This window comes from Gordonia sp. YC-XJ4 (assembly GCF_059511865.1).
Genome location: NZ_CM183447.1, coordinates 4,284,136 through 4,306,015, shown reverse-complemented (window position 1 = coordinate 4,306,015; position 21,880 = coordinate 4,284,136). Strand labels below are relative to the sequence as shown.

The 21,880-nt window shown below is 68.8% G+C and carries 10 protein-coding genes; 2 read left to right on the top strand and 8 right to left on the bottom strand.

Going from position 1 to position 21,880, the window contains the following annotated elements; all coding sequences use genetic code 11:
• The first annotated feature begins 147 nt into the window (after positions 1-147).
• Complete coding sequence (locus tag AC5ZH6_RS19290; protein WP_231386619.1) at positions 148-876, top strand: PIG-L deacetylase family protein; 729 nt, start codon at positions 148-150, stop codon at positions 874-876.
• 72 nt (positions 877-948) lie between these two features.
• Here the strand turns inward: AC5ZH6_RS19290 and AC5ZH6_RS19285 are convergent, their stop codons facing one another.
• Together AC5ZH6_RS19285 and AC5ZH6_RS19280 are read right to left on the bottom strand one after the other, a co-directional pair.
• Positions 949-2,001 carry a pirin family protein gene (locus tag AC5ZH6_RS19285; protein ID WP_496167680.1) on the bottom strand — a complete coding sequence of 351 codons (1,053 nt, stop codon included), beginning with the start codon at positions 1,999-2,001 and terminating at the stop codon, positions 949-951.
• A gap of 129 nt (positions 2,002-2,130) precedes the next feature.
• Positions 2,131-2,913, bottom strand: coding sequence for an acetoacetate decarboxylase family protein (locus AC5ZH6_RS19280; protein WP_496167679.1), 783 nt, complete (start codon positions 2,911-2,913; stop codon positions 2,131-2,133).
• Positions 2,914-3,285: 372 nt separating this feature from the next.
• On the opposite strand from AC5ZH6_RS19280, the gene AC5ZH6_RS19275 reads away from it, so the two are divergent.
• Positions 3,286-3,732 carry a response regulator transcription factor gene (locus tag AC5ZH6_RS19275; protein ID WP_496167678.1) on the top strand — a complete coding sequence of 149 codons (447 nt, stop codon included), beginning with the start codon at positions 3,286-3,288 and terminating at the stop codon, positions 3,730-3,732.
• Between the two features lie 109 nt (positions 3,733-3,841).
• Here the strand turns inward: AC5ZH6_RS19275 and AC5ZH6_RS19270 are convergent, their stop codons facing one another.
• From AC5ZH6_RS19270 to AC5ZH6_RS19245, 6 genes are all read right to left on the bottom strand, one after another.
• Complete coding sequence (locus AC5ZH6_RS19270; protein ID WP_496167677.1) at positions 3,842-4,816, bottom strand: anti-sigma factor; 975 nt, start codon at positions 4,814-4,816, stop codon at positions 3,842-3,844.
• Positions 4,809-5,501: a sigma-70 family RNA polymerase sigma factor gene (locus AC5ZH6_RS19265; protein ID WP_014360966.1), complete on the bottom strand. Its 693-nt coding sequence runs from the start codon at positions 5,499-5,501 to the stop codon at positions 4,809-4,811. The genes AC5ZH6_RS19270 and AC5ZH6_RS19265 overlap by 8 nt, the downstream gene beginning before the upstream one ends.
• Before the next feature lie 34 nt (positions 5,502-5,535).
• A complete protein-coding gene (locus AC5ZH6_RS19260; protein WP_020170462.1) occupies positions 5,536-6,318 on the bottom strand; it encodes an ABC transporter permease in 783 nt (260 codons plus the stop codon).
• A complete protein-coding gene (locus AC5ZH6_RS19255; protein ID WP_014360964.1) occupies positions 6,308-7,432 on the bottom strand; it encodes an ABC transporter ATP-binding protein in 1,125 nt (374 codons plus the stop codon). Before AC5ZH6_RS19255 ends, AC5ZH6_RS19260 begins: the two co-directional genes overlap by 11 nt.
• A 1-nt stretch (position 7,433) precedes the next feature.
• The gene (locus tag AC5ZH6_RS19250) at positions 7,434-7,688 is read right to left on the bottom strand and encodes an MbtH family protein (RefSeq protein WP_006370437.1); all 255 of its coding nucleotides are present in this window, start codon (positions 7,686-7,688) and stop codon (positions 7,434-7,436) included.
• A gap of 62 nt (positions 7,689-7,750) precedes the next feature.
• Positions 7,751-21,592, bottom strand: a complete 13,842-nt coding sequence (locus tag AC5ZH6_RS19245; RefSeq protein WP_496167674.1) for a non-ribosomal peptide synthetase — start codon at positions 21,590-21,592, stop codon at positions 7,751-7,753.
• Positions 21,593-21,880: the final 288 nt, after the last annotated feature.

Here is a 21,880-nt window from a genome sequence, read left to right as displayed (position 1 = left end):
GTAATTTGTCGAGTGGTGTTCCCTGAGCGACGAATACCGTTCGCGAGCCTCATCGTCTCGGTTTCCTGGTCAACTGACTCGGTTTTCAAGTCGGCGGTTGTGATTGCCCACCAGGTGCCACAAAGTAGGGCAAAGCAAGAAGGTGAGATGGCGTACGGGCGGCTCATGTCGGTGCTTCTCATCAGAAGGAAGCCCATCATGAACGGTGTTGTCGTCGTCTCACCTCATCTGGATGACGCAGTGTTCTCTGCAGGCGCCACCATCGCTGCATTGGGCGAAGTAAGCGTGGTCACCGTGTTCGCGGGCGACCCGCTGCCGGAGCAATCCACCGGATGGGATCGCGCGAGTGGGTTTTCGTCGTCGTCGGAGGCGATGGCGGCCCGACGCGATGAGGACCTCGCCGCTCTTGACGCGCTTGGTGCGTCCGCCATACACCTGGGCCTTCTCGACAACCAGTACGGTGGCTGCTCTCCGGAAGCGGTGATCGAGTCTCTGCACCGCGAGATCGCGCGTCTCACACCCGATCTCGTGATCGGGCCACTGGGGGTGGGCCACCCGGACCACATCACGACGCGAGAGGCACTGTTGGCCGACCCGCCACCCTGCGACCTCTGGCTGTACGCCGATCTGCCCTACTGCACGTACCGGTGGCGTGGGGAGTCGAGAACGCACCGGCGACTTCGCCGAGAAGGCCACCACTTGGACGTCGCGCATCCGCGGCTCGGCAACTCGCAAGCAAAGCTGACCGCCATAGGTCGATATCGTTCTCAGGCAAGCCTGTTCAAGCTCGATCGACTGACGGTGCCCGAGCGCTTCTGGCACGTTCAACCGCGCCGATCGGCCCCCGTCGTTCATCGGGCACGCGCAGCCGGGTAGCTCCGCCGAGCGTGGGCGCATTTGCTGGCTGGTCACCGATTGCTGTGAGCCAAGTCAGGTGACAACGACCCCTCACCCCTCCTGCGCCCGCCCCGGCACGTTCTCCCGCGCCCGCAGGCGCGTTCCGGGGAGGGTGGGGGCGGGCAGGTGCTGGATCTCACCGGTGTACCCCTGCACCTGACCGAAGCGCTCACTGTGCGCCATCCACTCCTCGCGGAAGGCGACGATGTCGTCGTGGCTGCGCCCGATGAAGTTCCACCACATCACGATGTCCTCGTTCAGCGGTGCACCGCCGAGGACGACGATGCGAGTTGCGCCCTCGGCGCGGTTGCGCAAAGTGATGGTGCTCGCGCCGAGTCCGACGTACCCGAGTTGGGTGCGTTCGATGGTGGGGGCGGTGGAGTCGACGATGTCGACGCGGCCGGAGTCGACGAGGAATCCGTGTTCGAAGTCGTCGCGAACGTCGAGGGCGATCTCCGCGCCTGCCGGTAAATGGAGTTCGGCGCCGAGGAGCGGTGTGAAGGTGTGCACGGGGGAGGTGCTGCCGTGCAGCTCACCGAGGAAGACACGCGCGGTGACCTCGCCGACGGTGACCAGCGGTGGCGCGTAGTGCGCGAAATCCCGTGGCGTGTCCACGGCGTCGGCGGGCAGCGCGATCCACAGCTGCACGCCGTGGAGCACCGTGGTGTCGGGGGTGGACACCTCGGTGTGGGCGATGCCATGCCCCGCGGTCATCAGGTTGAGTTCACCCGGCCGGACCATCGCATGATTGCCCATGGTGTCCCGGTGTTCGATCTCGCCGGTGAACAGCCAACTCGCCGTTTGCAATCCGGTGTGCGGATGCGGTGGCACGTCCATTCCGCCGGTGACCGAGACGTCGTCGGGACCGTAGTGGTCGGCGAAACACCAGGCACCGATCAACGATCGGCTGCGCTGGGGCACGGTTCGGTGGACCGTCATCGCGCGCGGACCGCCAAGGGGGACGTCACGGGCGGTGAGGACCTCGGCCCGCAATGGACGTCGTTTCTCGCCCGACAAGTTCTGTGTGACCGAGCTCTGGGCGACCGAGTTCTGGGCGACGGTTCGGCATTCGACTTCCGCCGGCTGGGCTTCGAGATTGCTCACGTGCGACACCGCCTGACTGGCTGGGGAGGTCGCGGCATTCGGCGACCGGGGCTGGGACGACCCCGCCAGTCTACGGATTCGTTTCGCCGGATCCCCCGCTCGCGCGGCCGTCCCGCTCACCGGAGTCGCTCAGATGACCTCGGCGTCGTCGAAGGTCATGGCGAGGCTGCTCACCGACGTCGTCATGAGCGCGTGCGGCGACAGGCCGAGAGAGCGCAGCTCGTCGGCGATCTCGTGGTCGCCGAGGTGCAGGAGGGCGCCGCCGAGTCGGGTCCGGGTGCCGGTGATCGACCGCAGTCGCCACGGCGTCATCCGCAGAGTGCCGTCGAGCTGCGAGTACGCATGCAGCGTGGTCTCCACCGAAGATGCGGGCATCGGTATCCCCGGCTTGACGGTGAGGTCGGCGATCAGCCGGCCGTCGACGCTCACCCGGCCGTGCCGGGTCGCCGACTCGTGGTCGACGTCGAAGTCGGCAAGGATCTTCGGGAATCCCCAGATCCCGCGTCCGGCGGCGAGGGTGAACTCACCATCGACCGGTAGCCGATGGATGAGGGCCCGCGCGTCGCCGGCGAACAGCGACCGCAACCCGGACCAGGACCCGCCAGACCGGGAACAGCCGGGGACGGATGCGTCATCGGTCGTGGTCGGATCGACGAGGAAGCACACCCCGAATTCGTTGTAGGGCCCGAGATCGCCGTCGATGTAGTCGACGAAGACCAGCATGCACATGCCCCGGCCGCGACGAATCCGCAACGGCGCCACCGCACCGCGGGTGTCGCCGGCGGCGTCGATCGCGGTCTGCATCGCCCTCGCGTCGGCGGTGAAGCCCGCGACGAAGCAGCGGGCGTGTCGGATCTCGACCGGCATCGTCACCGTCGAGCCCAGTACGTCATGTCGGGAAGGGTGGGTCATCGTCGTTCCTCGCCTTGCCGTGAGTCTGTTCTAGAACATGTTCTACTTCTGCTGTCGCGGTGATCCTACGTGGTGTGCGTCGAGGGAAGGCCGGGATCGATCCTCCCGATCGGATGAGAACGCCGCCGCTCGGCACCGTGAGCAGGGCGAGTGCCGAGATCGCCGGTGTGGCGGTGCAGTCCCCTGATGAGATCACGGATTGACGAATCGCTTAATCCTTGCATCTGCAAACGACGTCCCCCATGTTGGGACTATTCGGTTGCTGAACGCAGCCTTAATATTCTCTGTGAAGAGTTGATGGACCCCAGTGCGAACGGCGAGCGCGATCCCCGCGCGTGAGCCGTGGTACCTGACAGTAAACGAGGACCAACGGTGACGACCGCGCCTTCCGATATTTCGGACACCATGCCCCTTCCGGCCCCCGGACATCCGGTCGGTCACCCCCGCGACCTCCGAGCCTCGGTGGCCCGTATCGCCGACTATCGGCCCCCGGTCGCGCCGGGCTCGCATCTGAGGATGCGTCCGCTCGCACCGGTCCGGCCGCCGATGCGCCCGGTCATGCCGAGCGCCGCGCCCGCGCCCGCACCGATCCGGCGTCCGGTGCTCTCGCCGCGCGAGGTCGAGGTCCTTCTCGCCTGGTTGGCAGCCGAATCGAAGGACGAGGCCGCCGAGCAGCTGTTCATCGCGGCATCGACCGTGAGCACCCACCTGGCGCGAATCCGGGCGAAATATGCGGCCGTCGGGCGCCCCGCACCGACGAAGACGCACCTACTCGCACGCGCGCTGCAGGACGGCATCACCCGCCTCGAGGATTGGTGAGGCCCGGTACACCCTGAATCCCGGTACCACCGACCGACGTCGACCCCCGCGCCCATCGCGTCCGGGGGTCGTCGTGATCAACCGGGTAGCACGTCGTGGCGGCCGGGAATCACAGTGACACCTGCGCGAGAATGTCGGTCGTGGGTTGCGGTGACCCACCCTCCGGCTCGATCGTGACGGCCAGAACCTGAGAATTATCGATGCGCTCGATAAGTAGGGGATCGGTCGTCCCGGATCCCGCAACGAGGCCCGCCGACGCCGGCTGCGCGTTGGCGCCGCCGACCAGCCACAGTTGATAGGTGCGATTCGAGGGCAGCGGTGTGCGCTGATCACGTAGTACCGCCACGGCCCGGTTCTGGGTCCGCGACGCGACCACCGACATCGCTCCGTGATCGTCGGCCAGGCGAGCGACCGAGACCACCGCGTCAGGTGCCTGCAGCACGTCGAGGACGTTGCGATCGGCCGACGTCGTCGGTGCCGGCTGTGGAGCGGTCTGGCGTCCGACCAGCGCCCCGGCACCGAGCGCGACGCCCACGACGATTGCCGCGGCGGCCAGCGCCGCGGCTCGTCTGCGTCGGCGGGCGGCCAGGTCGACGACCCGGCCGGAGTCGGGGCCTTCCGGTGTCGAGCCTTCTGTGACAGGGCCTTCTGTGACGGGGCCTTGCGGGGGCGGGGCCGGCGGAACCGGCGGACCGGTCGCCGCGTAGGCCGGACTGTCGCTGCCGGCGGCCGGGGAGACCGCCGCATGCCGGCCGGTATCGGTCTCCGCCGGTGTCGAGATCGACGACATCGACCCCGGGGAGACCCCCGACTCGGGGGAGTCCGGCGGTCCGGTGGAGTCGGCGGGCGCCGAGAAGACGTGATCGAGAACCCGCTCACGCAGTTCCGGCCGTGCCGCCAGGGCGTAGCCGGCAGCGAAATCGGCCATGGTGGTGTGGATTTCGTCGATACGGCCGTCGTAGATGGTGCGCTCCAACGGCGTCAGTCCGTTGTATTCGTCGACGAACCGGTCGGCCTCGGCGCCCTCGAGGGCATGGATGGCGAACAGTTCGACGTGATCGTCGAGCCACTCGGTGTCAGGCATGGCCGCGTCCTCGCAGACAATCGCGCAGCCGCCGCAGCCCGTCCCGGATGCGTGACTTGATGGTCGGCAGCGGGGTGTCGGTCTGGGCGGCCACCTCGGGATAGGTCAGGCCGTTGAAGTAGGACATCTCGATGCTGGAGCGCTGCAGATCGGTGAGATCGTCGAGACAGGTACGCAATGTGCGGGTTTCCTCACGGTCGACGACCACCTCGAGTGGCAGCGGATCGGACACCGATGCCTGCGCGATGCCGGCCTCGGTGACCCGGCGTCGTTGGAGATCCTCGGTGCGCACTCGATCGATCGCGCGCCGGTGGGCGATGGTCATCATCCAGGTGATCACCGAGCCGCGTTCGGGCCGATACGTCGACGCCTTCTGCCAGTACTGCAGGTACGCCTCCTGGACGACCTCCTCGGCATAGTTGGCGTCCCGGATCACGCGCAGCACCAGACCATAGATGCGGGGGTTGGTCAGGTCATAGAGTCGGGCGAACGATGCCCGGTCGCCGACCGCCGACGCCTCGAGCAACGCGCGCATCGAGACATCGGAATCGTCGGCGAACGACAGGTCGGGGTGCGGCGCGGCGGCAAAACCGCCGTGCCCGTCGGTGTCGGCCTCGCGGTGTGGCGGCGACGTGTCATCGGTGGAGGGTGGCACCCCTCCACGGTAGACATGTCCGATCAGCATGGTGTCACGATCCCGGTCGATCGATCATCAGTCGTTACCGACTCGTCGATCGGCGGTAGAGCAGCAACGACACCGGCACGCACACCGCGAGGATCACCAGGCTCGCCCCGATCGAGTACCCCAGGGCGTGGTCGGCGACCCAACCGGAGGGTGTCGGGAAGTCCGGTGGCGCACTGTTGCCGAACTTCTCGCGTGCCATCGTCGCCACCGCGGTCACCGGATTCCATTCGGCGATCGCGCGCAGCGGCCCCGGCAGGCTTTGCGCGGAGATGAACGCACTCGAGAGGAATGTCACCGGGAACATCCACAGGAACCCGATGCTCTGGGCCACTTCCACATTCGGTGCCGCCAAACCGCTGACCGCACCGATCCAGGCCATCGCCAGGGCGAACAATGCGATCACGGCAAAGGCGATCACCGCGTCGCCGGCGCTGCCGCGGACCCGCCAGCCGATGGCCAGGCCACTGGCCACCATGACCGCGAGGCCGATGGCGCCGAGCAGCATGTCCGAACCGACGCGTGCGGCGATCACCCCGATGCGTGACATCGGCAGCGACCGAAGACGATCGACGATGCCCCCGGACATGTCGCCGGCGAGACCGACGGTGGTGAAGGCGGCGTTGAACACGACGGTCTGGGTGAAGATGCCTGCCATCAGGAACTCCCGGTAGGGGGCTCCGCCGAGGGTGGCGCCGAAGACATAGGCGAAGAGCACCACGAACATCAGCGGCTGTACGGTCGCCGAGAGCAGCAGGGTCGGGATGCGTTTGACGGTCAGCAGATTTCGTTCCACCAGGACGGCGGTGTCAGCGAACATCGCTGGGCTCCAATCGTTGTGGGTCCCCACCCGTCGGCGGGTCGGCGGCGACGCGGCCGGTCAGCCGGAGGAAGACATCGTCGAGGGTGGGGGTGGTCACCGAGGCGTCGACGATCTCGATCCCGAACTCACCGCAGATACGCACTGCGGCAACCGCACTGCGCGTTCCGCCGGCGACCGGTACCGACCAGCGCACGTCGTCGATCCGCTCGGGCATGCCGAGACCGACCTCGGCCAGCGTGGTCGCGATCACCTCGGTGGCGGTGCCGCTGCCACGATCGTGCCGATCGTGATGCGGGGCGACCTCGACGGTGAGGATCGCCGGCGCGGTGGTCTCCTTGAGCTCTGTCGCGGTGCCCTGCGCGCGGATCGTGCCGTGATCGATCACGGTGATCTGATCGGCGAGTTCGTCGGCCTCCTCGAGGTACTGGGTGGTCAGCAACACCGTCGTCCCGGTGGCGACCTGCTCCCCGATGACCTCCCAGATCTGGCGTCGGCCACGGGGATCGAGACCGGTGGTGGGCTCGTCGAGGATGATCAGCTTCGGGTCGTTGATGAGCGCACCGGCCAGGTCGAGGCGTCGTCGCATGCCGCCGGAGTAGGTGCGCATCGGCCGATCGGCCGCGGCGTCTAGATCCAAATCGTTGATCAGAGCGCGTGCCCGCTCGCTCGCATCACGGCGTGAGTGCCCGTACAGCTGGGCGACCATGCGCAGGTTCTCGAAACCGGTGAGCGTTCCGTCGACCGCGGCGTACTGGCCCGACACCCCGATGATGTCGCGGACGGCCCCCGGGTCGGCGAGCGCGTCGAGACCGCACACCTTCACCGAACCGGCATCCGGGCGCATCAGCGTGGCGACGGCGCGGACGGTCGTCGTCTTGCCCGCACCATTGGGTCCGAGCAGCGCGTGGACCGTCCCGGCGGGCACGGTCAGATCCAGACCGTCGAGTGCGCGCACCTTGCGCCCGCGACCGAACGGTCCGGAGTTGAAGGTCTTTGTCACACCGGCCAATTCCAGTGCGGGAGCCGAGCCGGTGGCGGACAGGCGCTCGGTGATCGGGTCGGTCGCGCCGCGGTGTGAGGTACTGAGGTCGGGGTCGAATCCGCCGGCCATGCTATGCCGTCCCATCCTGGTTCCTCCCGGTTCGGTGGGCGTCGGGCGCCTCACCCATCGCGGCGATCAGGCTCGCCGGCCGCATGTCGCGCCAGTTGTCCTCGACGTAGGCCAGGCAGGCGTCGTGTCCGTCGGGCCCGTACACCTGCTGCCACCCCTGCGGGATCGGCGCGAAGTCCGGCCACAGCGAATGCTGGTTCTCGTGGTTGACCAGGACGGAGAAGACCCCGTCGGTGTTGTCGAACGGGTTGGTCATCGTGATGCTCCCATCTCGTGTGATTCGTGTGGACTCTCGATCGATACCGGGTGACGCCCGCGTCAGGCCTGCGCGATGGCGTGGGCGAACCCGGGTACGTTCTCGCCCTGCAACATTCGGGCGTGCGAGCAGTTCAGGCGGATCTCGTGGACGTGGCCGCGCAGCGCGCGGGTCCAACCGGCGATGGCCGGCGGCCCCGGCGGCGTGTCCGCGGTCGCGGAGACGAACACCGCATCACCGTCGTACCGGCGTGGATGCCAGTTCTCGGCGAGTCGCGACGCATCGACGAACACCCGGTGCACCGCGGCGAACTCGTCGACGTCGAGCGAGGCCAGCGGTCCGCCCGCGGCCACGACCGCCTCCCACGCACGTTCGATGGTCAGCTCGCCGGAATGCTGGGGCCGGATGCCGAATTCGGCGAGCAGTGCACCGAGATCCGGGGTGGTGTCCAGATCGGGACGTTGTGCGACGACGAAGGCGTCGAGCACCATCAGCTGGCCCACCTTCTCACCGGACTCGGTGAGTTGCACGGCCATCTCGTGGGCGATGAGACCGCCCAGCGACCAGCCGAGCAGATGATACGGGCCGTCCGGGTGGATCGTCCGGATCTGCTCGACGTAGTGAGCTGCCAACTCGCCCACCGTGTTCGGCGACACGCCGCCGCTCAGCGCCGGGTGTTGCAGACCGTACACCGGGCGGTCGGCGGGCAGATGGGCCAGCAGCGAAGAGAAGCTCCACGACAGGCCGATCGCCGGATGGATGACGAACAGCGGGGCCGGGCCGTCGGCGGTGCGTCGACGCCGCAACGGCAACACCGTCGCCATCGCCGACGGTGCGTGGTCGTCGGACTCCGGGCTGCAGACGCCGGCAGGCGTTGTGCTCGCGGAATCGCCCAGTACGGCAGCGAGTTCCGCGGGCGTCGGCGCCGCGAACAGGTCGTTGACCCGGATGTCGCGACCCGTCGCCGAGGACAGACGGGCGCTCACCTCCGTCGCCGACAATGAGTTGCCGCCGAGGTCGAAGAACCCGTCGTCGGCGTGCACCGCGGACGGCGCGATCCCCAGTATGTCGGCAAAGGTCGACGCAACAAGGGTTTCCGTGCCGGGCCTGGGTGCGCGACCGGCTTCGGCAACGCGTGCGGGTTGCGGCAGCGCCGCGCGATCGAGTTTGCCGACCGGTGTCAGCGGGATCTCGTCGAGAACGGTGATACTCGCCGGGACCATGTGTCGTGGCAACCGGTTCGCGACCTGCCGGGTCAATGCTGCCGTGTCGATCGTGGCGCCGTCGGCCGCGCGGACGTAGGAATGCAGGCCGGCCGGGGCCGCCGATCCCTCCTCGGCCGCGTCGTCCTCCACCAGCACGGTGACGGCGAAATCGACTGTCGGATCATCACACAGGGCGTCGTCGATCTCACCCAGTTCGACGCGGAAGCCGCGCAACTGCACCTGGTTGTCCGATCGGCCGACGTAGCGCAGACGTCCGAGCTCGTCCCGCGCGACCAGATCGCCGGTGCGGTACATGCGGGCGCCGGCCCAGTCCGGGCCCGCGACCATCGGGACCGGTAGATACCGCTGCGCGGTCAGCGCGGGCCTGCGGTGATATCCGCGGGTCACCTGATCACCGAGCAGATACAGCTCACCGATCACCCCGGTCGGTACCGGATGCAGACGTGGGTCCAGGACCAGTGCGGCGACACCGTTGTTGGGTGTGCCGATGGTCAGCGCGCCGATCTCGTTCGGATCGGCGTGCGCCACAAGCGGTTCACTGCCGGTGACGATGATCGTCGTCTCGGTGGGACCGTACACGTTGAGCACGGTCCGATCGGGTGCCCAGCGACGGACCAGGTCGGGGCCGTAGGCCTCACCGCCGATGGCCAGGTGCGACAGTGTCGGAACCGACGCCGGATCCATACTCGCCACCGCTGCGGGCGTGATGAACGCGTGGCTGACGCGGTGCCGGTCGATGAACTCGGCCAATGCCGTTCCGCCGTAGAGGTCCGGCGGCACGATCACCAGTGCAGCCGATCCCGATGCCGCCAGCAGGAATTCCAGTACCGAGGCATCGAAACTCGGGGAGGCGAAATGCAGTACCCGGGAGTCGGCGCCGGGCGCCATGCGGGTGTGCAGTTCGTCGTGCACCGCGCGCAGTCCGGAATGCGGCACCAGCACGCCCTTGGGTCGCCCGGTCGATCCCGATGTGTAGATGACGTAGGCCAGGGCGTCGGTGCGGTGCACCGGGATACGCTCGCGGTCGCTGATCGGTGTGGGTGCGCTGCGGCCGAGTCGCGACCGGGTGGCAGTCGAGTCGACGACCACCGTGGGCACGGTGTCGCCGATGCGCTCGGCGACATCGGAACGGGTGAGCACCAGCACGGCACCGGAATCGGCGAGCATGTGGGTGATCCGGTCGGCCGGGTAGGTCGGGTCGATCGGCACATAGGCGGCGCCCGAACGCACGATCGCCCAGATGGCGACGAGTGCGTCGATCGAGCGCGGGATCGCCATCGCGACCACCGGTTCGGTGTCGCCGAGGTCGCGTCCCAGGATCACCCGGGCGAGCCGATTGGCGCGGGCGTCCAACTCGGCGTAGGTGAGGGATTCCTCGGTGCCGTCGGCATTCTCGGCGACCGCGGCGCAGCCGTCCGGATTGCGACGGACCGCCTCGTCGAACAGCGTGCCGAGAGTGAGCGGCGGTGCCGATTCGGGGCCGCGTGCCGGGCTGACCTCGGCGACCTCGAGCGGATCGGTGATCCGCACATCGCCGATCGGGCGGTCGGCGTCGGTGATCATCGCCCGCACGACCCGCAACAGACGAGTTGCGAGGATCTCGGTGTCGGCGTGGCCGTAACGGGTCCGATCGAAGGTCACCTCGAGCATCGCGCCGGGCGCCGAGGAGCTCGGCGCGGTGCGGGCGGCGAGTCCGGTCACGGTGAACTGGAGATCGAACTTCGCTGCGGCAGCGCCGACGTCGAGGATCTCGCCGGTGAGCTCGTCGGACAGCGGCCACGCCGTCCCCAGGAGCCCGTCACCGAAATCGTGGACCGACAGGGCGATCTGGAACAGCGGATGCCGACCGGGGCTGCGGTCGGGGTTCACGGCCTCGACGACCTCGTCGAAGGGGGTGTCGCGGCGATCGAGGGCCGACAGATCGGCATCACGAACTCGCTCGAGCACCTCCGAGATCGTGTCGTCGGGCCGTACCCGGGTTCGCAGCGCGAGGGTGTTGACGAACATTCCGACCATGCCGGTGCAGTCCAGGGCGGGGCCGTCGTCGTTGGGGCCGGACCGATTGGCGACCGGGCTGCCGATCACCAGGTCGTCGCCGACGCCGAGCCGGTGCAGCAGGATCGCCAGTGCGGTGTGCAGCACGGTGAAACCGGTGGTGGCGTTCTCCCGGGCCCAGGCGAGGAGATCGCTGCGCAGGGCATCGTCGATCGGTACCGCGACGGTGCCCGCCCGACCGGCGCCGGCCTCATCGGCTGTTGCCGCACGGGTGGCCGGCACGGCGGTCTCGGTGGGCGAATCGGCGTGTAGCTCGGTCCAATACGCGAGATCGTCGCCCTCGAGCGCTGCCGCGCGGATCGCGTAGTCGCGGTAGTCGACGTCGGGTTCGGCCCAGGCGTCGGTACGGCCGGCGAGACGCTCGGCGTAGGCGGCGGCGAGGTCGGCGGCCAGGATGGGCAGCGACGCGCCGTCGGCGGCGATGTGGTGGATCACCAGCAGGAGTACATGAGTGCCGTTCTCGTCGCTGTTTCCGGGGTCCGGCGACTGCGCCAGCAGATGCGCCCGGATCGGGGCCTGCGACACCGGATCGATGGGCTGGGCGAGTCGCTCGGCGATCGCTGCGGGCAGCTCGTCGACGGTCTGTACGGCGAGATCGCCGATCACCGCGTGGCTGTGCTCCAGGACCACCCCGTGCGGTGCGGAGTTGAGCGCGGGGAACACGGTTCGCAGGGAGACGTGCTTGGCCACCAGGTCGGTGAGCGCCCCGCGCAGCGCGTCGAGGTCGACGCGGCCGTCGAGCCGGATGGCGAGCGGGATGAGGTAGTCCGTCGACGCCGGGTTGGCGCGCGCGATCGACCACAGTCCGCGCTGAACCGGTGCCGGGGGCACCTGTACGGGACGGGACACCGCGGGCTGTTCGACCTTCTCGGATACCGGGACGGGTTGTGCGGCAGCGGGATGCACCAGCGCCGCGAGATCGCCGATCCGCGGGTGATCGAAAAGATCACGGACCCGCAGCGCCGTACCGCCGTGGTGCCGGTTGAGGCGGCTGATGACGGTGGTGGCCTGCAAGGAGGTTCCGCCGAGACCGAAGAAGTCGGCGTCGGCGTCGACCTCGGCGGGGTCGATGTCGAGTACCCCGGCGATGGTCTCGGCGACGAGCGCGAGGGGAGAGCGGGTGTCCGGGGCGGCGGTCGCGGGTTCGTCGGCGGCTGCCGCAGCCGTGCGCTCCAGGGCGAGCAGGGCTTTGCGGTCGAGTTTGCCGTTGGGGGTCAACGGGATCTCGTCGATCACGATCACCGCGGCCGGCACCATGTGCGACGGGAGCGTGCGAGATACGAAGGCGCGCAGATCGGCCGGGGTGGGCGCGTCGGAGTCGTTGACGGCGAGCCGCACGTATCCGAGTAGTGCCGCATCGGCGCCGCTGCCACCGACCGCGGCAGCGGCGAAATCGACGGCCGGATGCGCTGCGAGCGCCGCACCCACCTCGTCGAGTTCGATGCGGAATCCCCGTACCTTGACCTGGTTGTCGCTGCGGCCGTGGAAGATCAGCGAGCCGTCGAGCCGCTGGTGCACGACGTCGCCGGTGCGGTACATCGGCGTGCCGGCGCGCACCCCGGGCAGGTCGGGGGCGGCGATGAAGCGTGTGGCGGTCAGGGCGCCGCGGTGCAGATAGCCGCGGGCGACTCCCGGCGAGATCAGATACAACTCGCCCGGGCAGTCGTCGGGAACCGGACGCAGACGGTGGTCCAGGACGAGTGCGGTGGTACCGGCCACCGGTGTGCCGATGGTGATCTCGGCGCCCGGCTGCAGCGGTGCCGACATGGTGGCGACGATGGTGGTCTCGGTCGGTCCGTAGCAGTTGATCATGCGGCGGCCGGGAGCCCAGAGTGACACCTGCTCGGCGGTGGTTGCTTCGCCGCCGACGGCCAGCGTCACCAGGTCCGGCAGCTCACGGTGACCGGCGGTGGCCAGAGCGGCCGGGGTGATGAACGCGTGCGTGATCTTTTGGGCGGCAAGGAAGTCCACCAGCTCGTCACCGCCGACGATGTCGGTGGGCGCGATCACCATGGTTGCACCGGCGTCGACGGCCAGCAACAGTTCGAGCATCGACGCGTCGAAGCTGGGGGAGGCGAAATGCAAGGTGCGAGCACCGGATTCGACTCCGTACCGGTCGCGCTGCGACGAGCTGAAGGCGGCGAGGCCGGCGTGCGTGACGATGACGCCCTTGGGTGTGCCGGTTGAGCCGGAGGTGTAGATGACGTAAGCGGCGCTGTCGGGGTGTCGGTCGGCGCTCGATTCGGCGAGCGCCGCGGCCCGCAGTTCCTCTTCCGGGGTCCGCGGGGAGGCCGAGCGCAGTGGCCACGCATCGAGGGACACGGTGTCGACCCACCACACCAGATGTGGCAGGGTACCCAGCCGGGTGTCGGAGGTGATCCCCAGTAGCGCACCGGAATCGGTGAGCATGTGGGCGATCCGCTCGTCGGGATGGCGCGGATCGATCGGGAGCACCGCGCCCCCGGTCAGCGCGACGGCCCAGGTCGCCGTCACCGAGTCCAGTGATCGGGGTAGGGCGACGGCGACGACGTCGTCGGTGCCGATGCCGAGGTCGCGCAGGTGCGCGGCCCACCGTTCGGCGCGTGTGAAGAGCTCACGATAGGTCAGCGCATCGGTTCCGTCGTCGACGGCGACGGCGTCGGGGTACTCGGCGGCAGCGGTCTCCAGGAACTCGGCGAGGTGGCGCGGGGGCGGGGGCTCGTGGTCGGGGGTCCGTACCTGGAAGGTACGGGTGGGCAACACGTCGTCGAGGGGCCGATCGGGATCGTCGAGGACGGCATGCGCCAGCGCCACCAGATCGCGGGCGACCGACTCCACCCGGGTGCGCGAATAGACGTCGGTGGCGTAGGTGCAGACCAGTGTGTCCGAACGCAGCCGGATCTCGAGATCGAAACGAGCCGAGCCGGTCTCGACCTCCTCGGCCGACACCTCGAGTCCCGTCAGGTGCGGCAGTGGCAGGTCGGTGGCGCCGTCGCGCATCGACGCGTCGGCGGCCAGCGCGATCGAGAACAGCGGATGACGGCCGGTGCGCGGCGGGTTGAGCCGGGCCACGAGGTACTCGAAGGGCATGTCGGCGTGCACGAGTGCGTCGAGATCACGGTCGCGGACCTGATCGAGCAGCCGGCCGAACGTCACCTTCCCGTCGACCGGGGTGCGCAGCACCACCGAGTTGACGAACATCCCCACGATGTCGGCGAGCCTCGGATCGGAGCGGCCCGACACCGGCGTGCCGATCACGACGTCGGAGACGGCGCCGTCGATCTGCACCTCGGGTCGTGCGTCGTGGTGCCGCAGCGTTGCGGCCAGCAACGTGTGCAGGAGCGTGAACTCGGTGATGTGATCACCGGTGAGGCTGCGCAGCCGGTCGCGGATGTCGCGGTCGAAGTCGACGCGGACGACACCGGCGGCGTCCTGCCGATCGCCGGACGAATCATTGTGTGCCGGTGCGGTGTCCGGGGTGAGGATCGGGGTGTGATCCATACCCGAGAGGGTGTCCTCCCACCAGTCGGCGAGCGTTGCGAGGCGACTGTCCCGGTCGTCGATCCGGCGCGGGTGGACGACCGCGCCGGGATCGACGCCGAGACCCCGGGCCTGCCACCGCAGATGATCGCGGTAGCCGACCCGAAGCGGCGGTTGCGACGATGATCGACCGTCGCGGATCCGCGCATAGGCGCCGGCGATGTCTGTCGCGAGCGGCGCCATCGACCAGCCGTCGGCAGCGATGTGATGCACGACGACGGTCAGCTTGTGATGATCGGATTCGCCTGCCGGCGAATCGATCCGGTGCAATACGACCCGCAGTGGGGTGTCGCGGGTCAGATCGAACGGACGCCGGGCCAGCTCGCGGGCCGCCTGCGGCCACAGCTCGGCGGTGGTGTGCTCGAGCGTGAGATCGACGGCGGCGTCGTCGGTGTCGAGAACCCGCAGCTCGGGCCGTCCGTCGATGTCGGGATAGATGGTGCGCAGCGGTTCGTGACGATCGACCGCGTGGCGCAACGCTTCCCGGAGCGCATCCACGTCGAGGTCGCCGCGCAGATCGAGGGCGAAGGCGATCGTGTACGAGGCGGTGTCGGCGTCGGGGTCGTCGGCGCCGAGTCGATTCAGGAACCACAGTTGCTGCTGCGCCGGGCCGGGAACGACGGGACCGTCGTCGTCGGACTGCGGGTCGGACGCCGGAACCGAGGTCGGGTCGTCCTCGTGGACATCGCCCGCAAGCCGCGCCAAACCGGCGACGGTGGGATGGGCGAAGACCTCACGGACCTCGATGCGACGACCGCCGAGTTGTTCCAGCGCGCCGGCCAGGTGGGTGGCCAGCAGCGAGTTGCCGCCGAGCTCGAAGAAGTCGTGGTCACGACCCACGCTCGCCGGGTCGAGCTGTAACCGCTCGGCGATCACCTGTGCCACCATGCGTTCGGCGGCGTTGGCGGGAGCGACGTATTCGCCGGTGTCCGAACCGATCTCACCGACCTTCAGTGCGGTGACGGTGTCGGGGTCGGCGAGCGCGCGGCGGTCGATTTTGCCGATCGGGGTGGTCGGGATCGCCGACAGCGCCACGATGTTGCGCGGAAGCATGTGTGCGGGAAGGTGATCGCGGATGCGGTCGGAGACACCTGCCAGCGTCGACGCGGGATCGACGTCGCCGTCGAGCGTGACGAAGGCGACGATGCTCGCGCTCTCGCCCGCGCCGCTGGTGACGGTGACTGCGGAGGCGACGGCGTCGTCGGCGGTCAGCACTGCGTCGATCTCGCCGAGTTCGATACGGTGCCCACGGATCTTGGTCTGATCGTCGGTACGCCCACGGAACTCCAGCTCGTGTTCGGAGGTCCACCGCACCAGATCGCCGGTGCGGTACATCCGGTCGCCGGGTGCGCCGAAGGGGTTGGCGATGAAGCGCTTCGAGGTCAACGGCCGAATACCGTGATAGCCGCGGGCGAGGTGCGGTCCGGCGATGTACAACTCGCCGACCGTGCCGGGCGCGACCGGTTGCAACCGCTCGTCGAGGACCAGCGCGGCGATCCCACGGATGGGCCGGCCGATGGTGATGGTCGAGTCCACCGGAGTGATGTCCTCCGACACGGTGGCCACCACCGTCGTCTCGGTCGGTCCGTACGCGTTGAACAGCGCCGGGCCGCGCGACCACTCGCGAACCGCCTCGGGATTGGGGTGTTCCCCACCGATCACCAGCGCGTGCAGATCCGGCACGTCGTCGGGACTCAGCGTGGACAGCAGGGACGGTGTGAGGAAGGCGTGGGTGATGGCCCGTTCGTTCATCAGCTCGGCCAGTTCGCGACCGCCGACGATTCCGGGCGGGGCGATGTGCATGGTTGCCGCCGCCGAGATCGCCATCAGCATCTCGAGAACCGAGGCGTCGAAGCTCGGTGAGGCGAGATGCAGTGTGCGTGACCGCGCGGTCAACCCGAAGTGCGCCACCTGATGTGCCGCGAAGTCGGCCAGCCCCCGGTGACTCACCACGACGCCCTTCGGGGTGCCGGTCGTTCCGGAGGTGTAGATCAGGTAGGCGGGGTGATCCACCGACAGCGGCGCGAGCCGCTCGTCGTCGGCGATGGGTGCATCGGAGTGGTCGCTCCAGCCGCCGGCCTCATCGAGGATGACGACGCGCCGATCACCGGCGACGCCGTTCACCATCGGCGCCGACCCCGAATCGGTCAGCAGCAGAACCGCTTGCGAGTCGTCGATCATGTACGCGATCCGCTCGCTCGGATAGGTCGGGTCGACGGGCACCCATGCTGCTCCGGTCCGGGTGATCGCCCACACCGCGGTGATCGTGTCGACACCTCGGGGCATGGCGACCGCGACGAAGCGTTCGGGGCCCGCGCCGAGGTCGAGCAGTTCGCGTGCGAGCCGGTTGGCCCGACGGTCGAGCTCACGATAGGTCACGGAGGTGGTCGTGTCGCGCACCGCGATGCGGTCCGGTTCGGCGCGCACGGCCTCGGCGAGGAGGTCGGTGAGGTGCTCACCGGGACGTCCCGCCATGCCGACGGCGGGGACGAGGCCGAGACGCTCGGCGGGATCGAGGAGAGTGATGTCGCCGATGGGGCGCCCCGGGTCGGCCACGATCGCCTCGAGGATGCGGCGCAATCGGGTGGACAGCGAGGCAATGGTTGTCGCATCGAACAGTGCGGTGGCATAACCGATCTCGACCGACATCCCGGCAGGTGTGCCGTCGGCGTCGTGTCGTTCGGTGAAGGTGAACTGCAGATCGAACTTGGTGTGCCCCACGTCGATCCGCGAGGCGGTGGCCGACAGATCGGCGAAGTCGAGGTCGATGGCGTCTGCGCTGTCCCGGCCACCACCGTGGCCGCCGGTGATCGCGTCCTCGAGAGCGACCGACACCGAGAAGAACGGATGATGGCCTGCGGCGCGGGTCGGATTGAGTTCGGTGACGATCCGGTCGAAGGGCAGCTCGGCGTGGTCGAACGCGTCGAGATCGGCGGCACGGACGGCGTCGAGCAGGGCATCGAACCCCAGGTGCTTGTGTACGCGGGTGCGAAGCGGAATCGTGTTGACGAACATGCCGACGAGATGGTCGAGGTCGGCGTCGCCGCGTCCGGCGACCGGAGTGCCGATCACCAGATCGTCGTGGGTGGATCCGGTGCGCAGTAGGGCGGCCACGAGCGCGTGCAGCGCCATGAAGGTGCTCGCGCCGCGGGATTCGGCGACCGTGTGTAGGGCGGCGTGCGCATGAGGGGGCAGCCAGACGCTCGTGGTGGCGCCGCGCGAATCGTGTTCACGCGGGCGGGGGCGGTCGAGGGGAAGCTCGGTCTCGGCCGGCGCATCGGCAAGCGCGGCCCGCCAGAATTCGAGATCGTCTGCGGCGGAATCGCTTTCCATGGCCGCGTGCTTGGTGGCGCTGAATTGCGAATAGGACACCCGCAGCGGTGCCCATTCGGGGGCGCGCCCCGCGGCGCGACTGCGATACGCGGTCGCGAGGTCGTCGGCCAGCGGTGTCAGCGACCATCCGTCGGCGGCGATGTGATGGATGACGATCGTGAGTCGGTGATCGTCGGACCCGGCACGGACCAGGCGTGCTCGCAGGGGGAAGTCGTGGGCGAGATCGAAGGGGGCGCCGGCGAATTCGAGATCGCTCACGGCCTTGTCGGTGTCGGTGACGGTCAGATCGATGTCGACGTCGGCGGCGTCGTGCACCTCGATGCACGCGGTGCCGTCGATCTCGACCACCGTGCTGCGCAGCGGTTCGTGGCGGGTGATGACGTCGACGAGCGCGGAATGCAGTGCGTCCACATCGAGTTCGCCGACGAGGCGCACCGAGAACGGGATGTGGTAGTTGGCTGATTCGGCGGAACCGAGCCGGTCGGTCAGCCACAGCCGATGCTGGGCGGGAGACAGCGGCACCGGGCCGCTGGGGGAGCGCCACCGAGTGGAGTCCGGTGCGGTATCGAGTGCCGTGTCGTCGACCACGGTGGCCAGTGCGCGCAGATCGGCGGAGTCGAAGATGTCGCGGATGCCGACGCGGCGGCCGGTGGCCCGGGTCAGTCGTGCCGCGACGCGGGTCGCCGACAACGAGTTGCCGCCGGCGTCGAAGAAGTTGTCCGACATCGACATCGACGAACGTCCGAGGACCTCGCCGACGGTGTCGGCGACGAGATGTTCGGTCGCGCCGACCGGCTCCACGTGCGCCTCGGAGCCCGCACGTTCGGGCACCGGCAGGGCACGACGATCCAGCTTCCCGTTGGCGGTGGTCGGCATGTGCTCGAGCAGCATGAGGGTGGTGGGCACCATGTGCGCCGGGAGCCGTTGCGCGAGTTCGCTTCGCAGGTCCCGGGAATCGAGGCGATCACCGCACAGGTATCCGACGAGCACCACGTCACCGTCGACGACGTCACCGCGCAACGCCACCGCGGCCGAGGACACACCGTCGAGCTGTGCCAGCACCGTTTCGATCTCGCCGAGCTCGACCCGCTGGCCGCGGATCTTGACCTGGGAGTCGCTGCGCCCCAGGTATTCCAGGGCGCCGTCGGTGCGACGGCGGACGAGGTCACCGGTGCGGTAGAGGCGCCGGCCGTCCGTGGTGGCGATGAACCGCGACGCCGTCAGGTCCGCTCGGGCGGCGTATCCCCGGGCCAATTGCGGTCCGCCCAGATAGAGTTCGCCGATCGCGCCCACCGGCTGCGGGCACAGGCGATGATCGAGGACGATCGCGTCGGTGTTCCAGACGGGTGTGCCGATGGGGGTGACGGTCTCGTCGGCGCGGCAGTGGTCGTGGTGGGTGACGTCGATCGCGGCCTCGGTCGGGCCGTAGAGATTGTGGATCGGTGCGTCGGTGATGCGTGCGGTGGCGGCCACGGTGGCCGGGGTCAGCGCTTCGCCGCTGGTGAGGATTCGACGCAGGCCGCGCAGGGTGCTGGTCGCGTTGTCGACCTCGGCGGCGAGGGTCTCGGCGAATGCCGCCAGCATGGAGGGGACGAAGTGCACGGTGGTGATCGCGTGGCGGTCGATGACCTCACGTAGATACCAGGGATCACGATGCCCGTCGGGGGTCGGTACGACCAGCGCCGACCCGGAGATGAACGGCCAGAAGAACTCCCACACCGACACGTCGAAGGTGGCGGGGGTCTTCTGCAGCACCCGGTCGCCGGGGGCGAGGCGGTAGCGATCCTGCGTCCAACGCAGGCGGTTGACCAGCGCGCGGTGGGTGATCGTCACGCCCTTGGGCATTCCGGTCGACCCGGAGGTGAACAACACATAGGCCGGCTGATCGGGCAGCGGACGCGACGGGCGGGTCCCGGAATCGGTGGATGCGGTGGACAATTCGGACACGGTGAGTGTGGCCGCGGCTGTGGGCAGTGCCGGTCCGTCGGAGTCCACGATGATCGCGGTGGGGGCCGCGGTGGCGACGATGTGGGCGAGTCGCTCGGCCGGTTCGGCCGGATCGATCGGCAGGAATGCGGCACCGGCCCGCAGCACCGCGTGCAACGCGACGACCTGTTCGACACTGCGTGGCAGTGCGACCCCGACCACCGACTCCGGCCCGATCCCGCGCGCCGTCAGTGCGTCGGCGAGTTGTTGTGCGCGTGCGGTGAAGTCGGCCAGATCGAGTTCGTCGCCGGAGGTGGCGTCGACGATCGCGGTGCCTCCCGAACGGGTGTGCCCGGTGTGGGTGCGGACCGCCTCGTCGAGCAGGTCGAGGACCGTGGCGTCGCCGAGATCGACCGGGTCGCCGTGCGATGCGGCGTCGATGCGCGACTGTTCGTCGATCCCGGGCAGCGGCAGTGAGGTGATCGGCAGGCCGGCGTCGGACCGGACGAACCGTTCGAGGAAGTCGATGATCCGACGGTGGTGGGTCTCGATTTCCCCGGGGGAGTACAGGTTCGGGTTCGCCTCGAGATCCAGCCGCATCCCACCGGTGAATCCGTCGTAGACGTTGATCGAGGCGTCTTCGACGGGTCCGGTCGACAGAACGTTCAATTCGCCTCGGAGAGTGGCGAAATCGATATGCTCGAAGAACAGCATCACGTTGACCATCGGGCCGAAGAAGCCGCGCCGTCCCGAGGGCGAGTCGAGCACCCGGCCGGTGATGTCCTCGTGGCGGAAACGCTGATGGCGCAACGCCGCCCGGACGTCGCCGTTGGTGGCGCGGATGAGATCGCCGATGCTGCGCGGGGCGTCGTCGGCGGTCAGCTCGACGCGGATCGGGATCACGTTGGACGTCAGACCCGCCGAGGTGCGCAACAGGTCGTTGTCGCGGCACGCCACCGGCAGCGAGGTCATCGCCTCGGTGCGGTTGTTGAGCTTGGCGAGGTAGGCCGAGACCGCGGCCGTGATGACTGACGCCACCTTCACCTGGTGACGTTCGGCGACTGCGCGGATGGTGGCGATCAGATCGGCGTCGAGGACTGCCGGGCGGACCACCGCCACCGGCGCGGCCGGCGCAGATCCGGTGGACAGCGAGGTGATCTCCGCGGGGGCACCTGACTCGTCGTGTAGGCGGGAATCCCAATACTGCAGGGCGGCATCGAAATTCGGTGACTCACGCCAATCGCGGTCGAACTCGGCGACCTGCGCCATCGTCGCGGTGTGCGCGGGCGGAACATCGGAGCCGGTGGCCAGCGCGGTGTAATGCGCCGCGACGCGCAGCATCATGTACATCGCCGCGTAGCCGTCGAATGCCAGATGGTGACCCCAGCAGTACCAGATGCTGTGGCGGGGACCGAGTTCGAGCAGGTAGGTCTCGAGCAGCGGGTCGGAGAACAGGTCGGTCGGCTGTGAGCGGTGCTCGTCGATCCAGGCCAACGCCGCAGCGCGCGGATCGTCGGCGTCGGAGAAGTCGCGGCGGTGCAGCGGGATGGTGCGAGTGTGATCGACCCTTACCTGGGGTTCACCGTCTCCGGGTTCACCGGCGGTCACATCGCCCTCGGGGGAGACCAGGGTGATCAGACCGGACTCGGTCTCGATCGAGGTGGCGGCGACCGCACGGCACATCAGGTCGGCGTCGACGGCGTCGTGAAACTCGGCAAACGCGGCCACCGACATCGGCACCTCGGGTTCGAGGAGCTGCGCGTAGTAGATGCCTCGCTGTGCTGCGGTCATCGGGATGGCGCCATCGGTGTCGGTGAGCTCGATGGTCAGGTCGTCAACACTCATGAGGTGCCTCCTTGGCGTGGACCGGACTCGGTGCGGTGCCGGGTGTGGCTCAGCAGGGTCTTCGGACGGCAGATGGGCCCAGATGGGTTCGGATTGCGAGAAAACGTGTGTTCCCCGTCACTCCTGACGACCCCCGCGCCCCCGACGCGCCCGCGCCAGGCATTCCCCCCTCGCACGGCCGACGAAACCCCCGACTCGCGCTCCGCGGTAGGGGCGGCGACGCGGATTTGGTTCCCACCTGCGGTTTCACCTACACTGGACGGGTTGCCTGCGGTGCGTGAGCGCCGC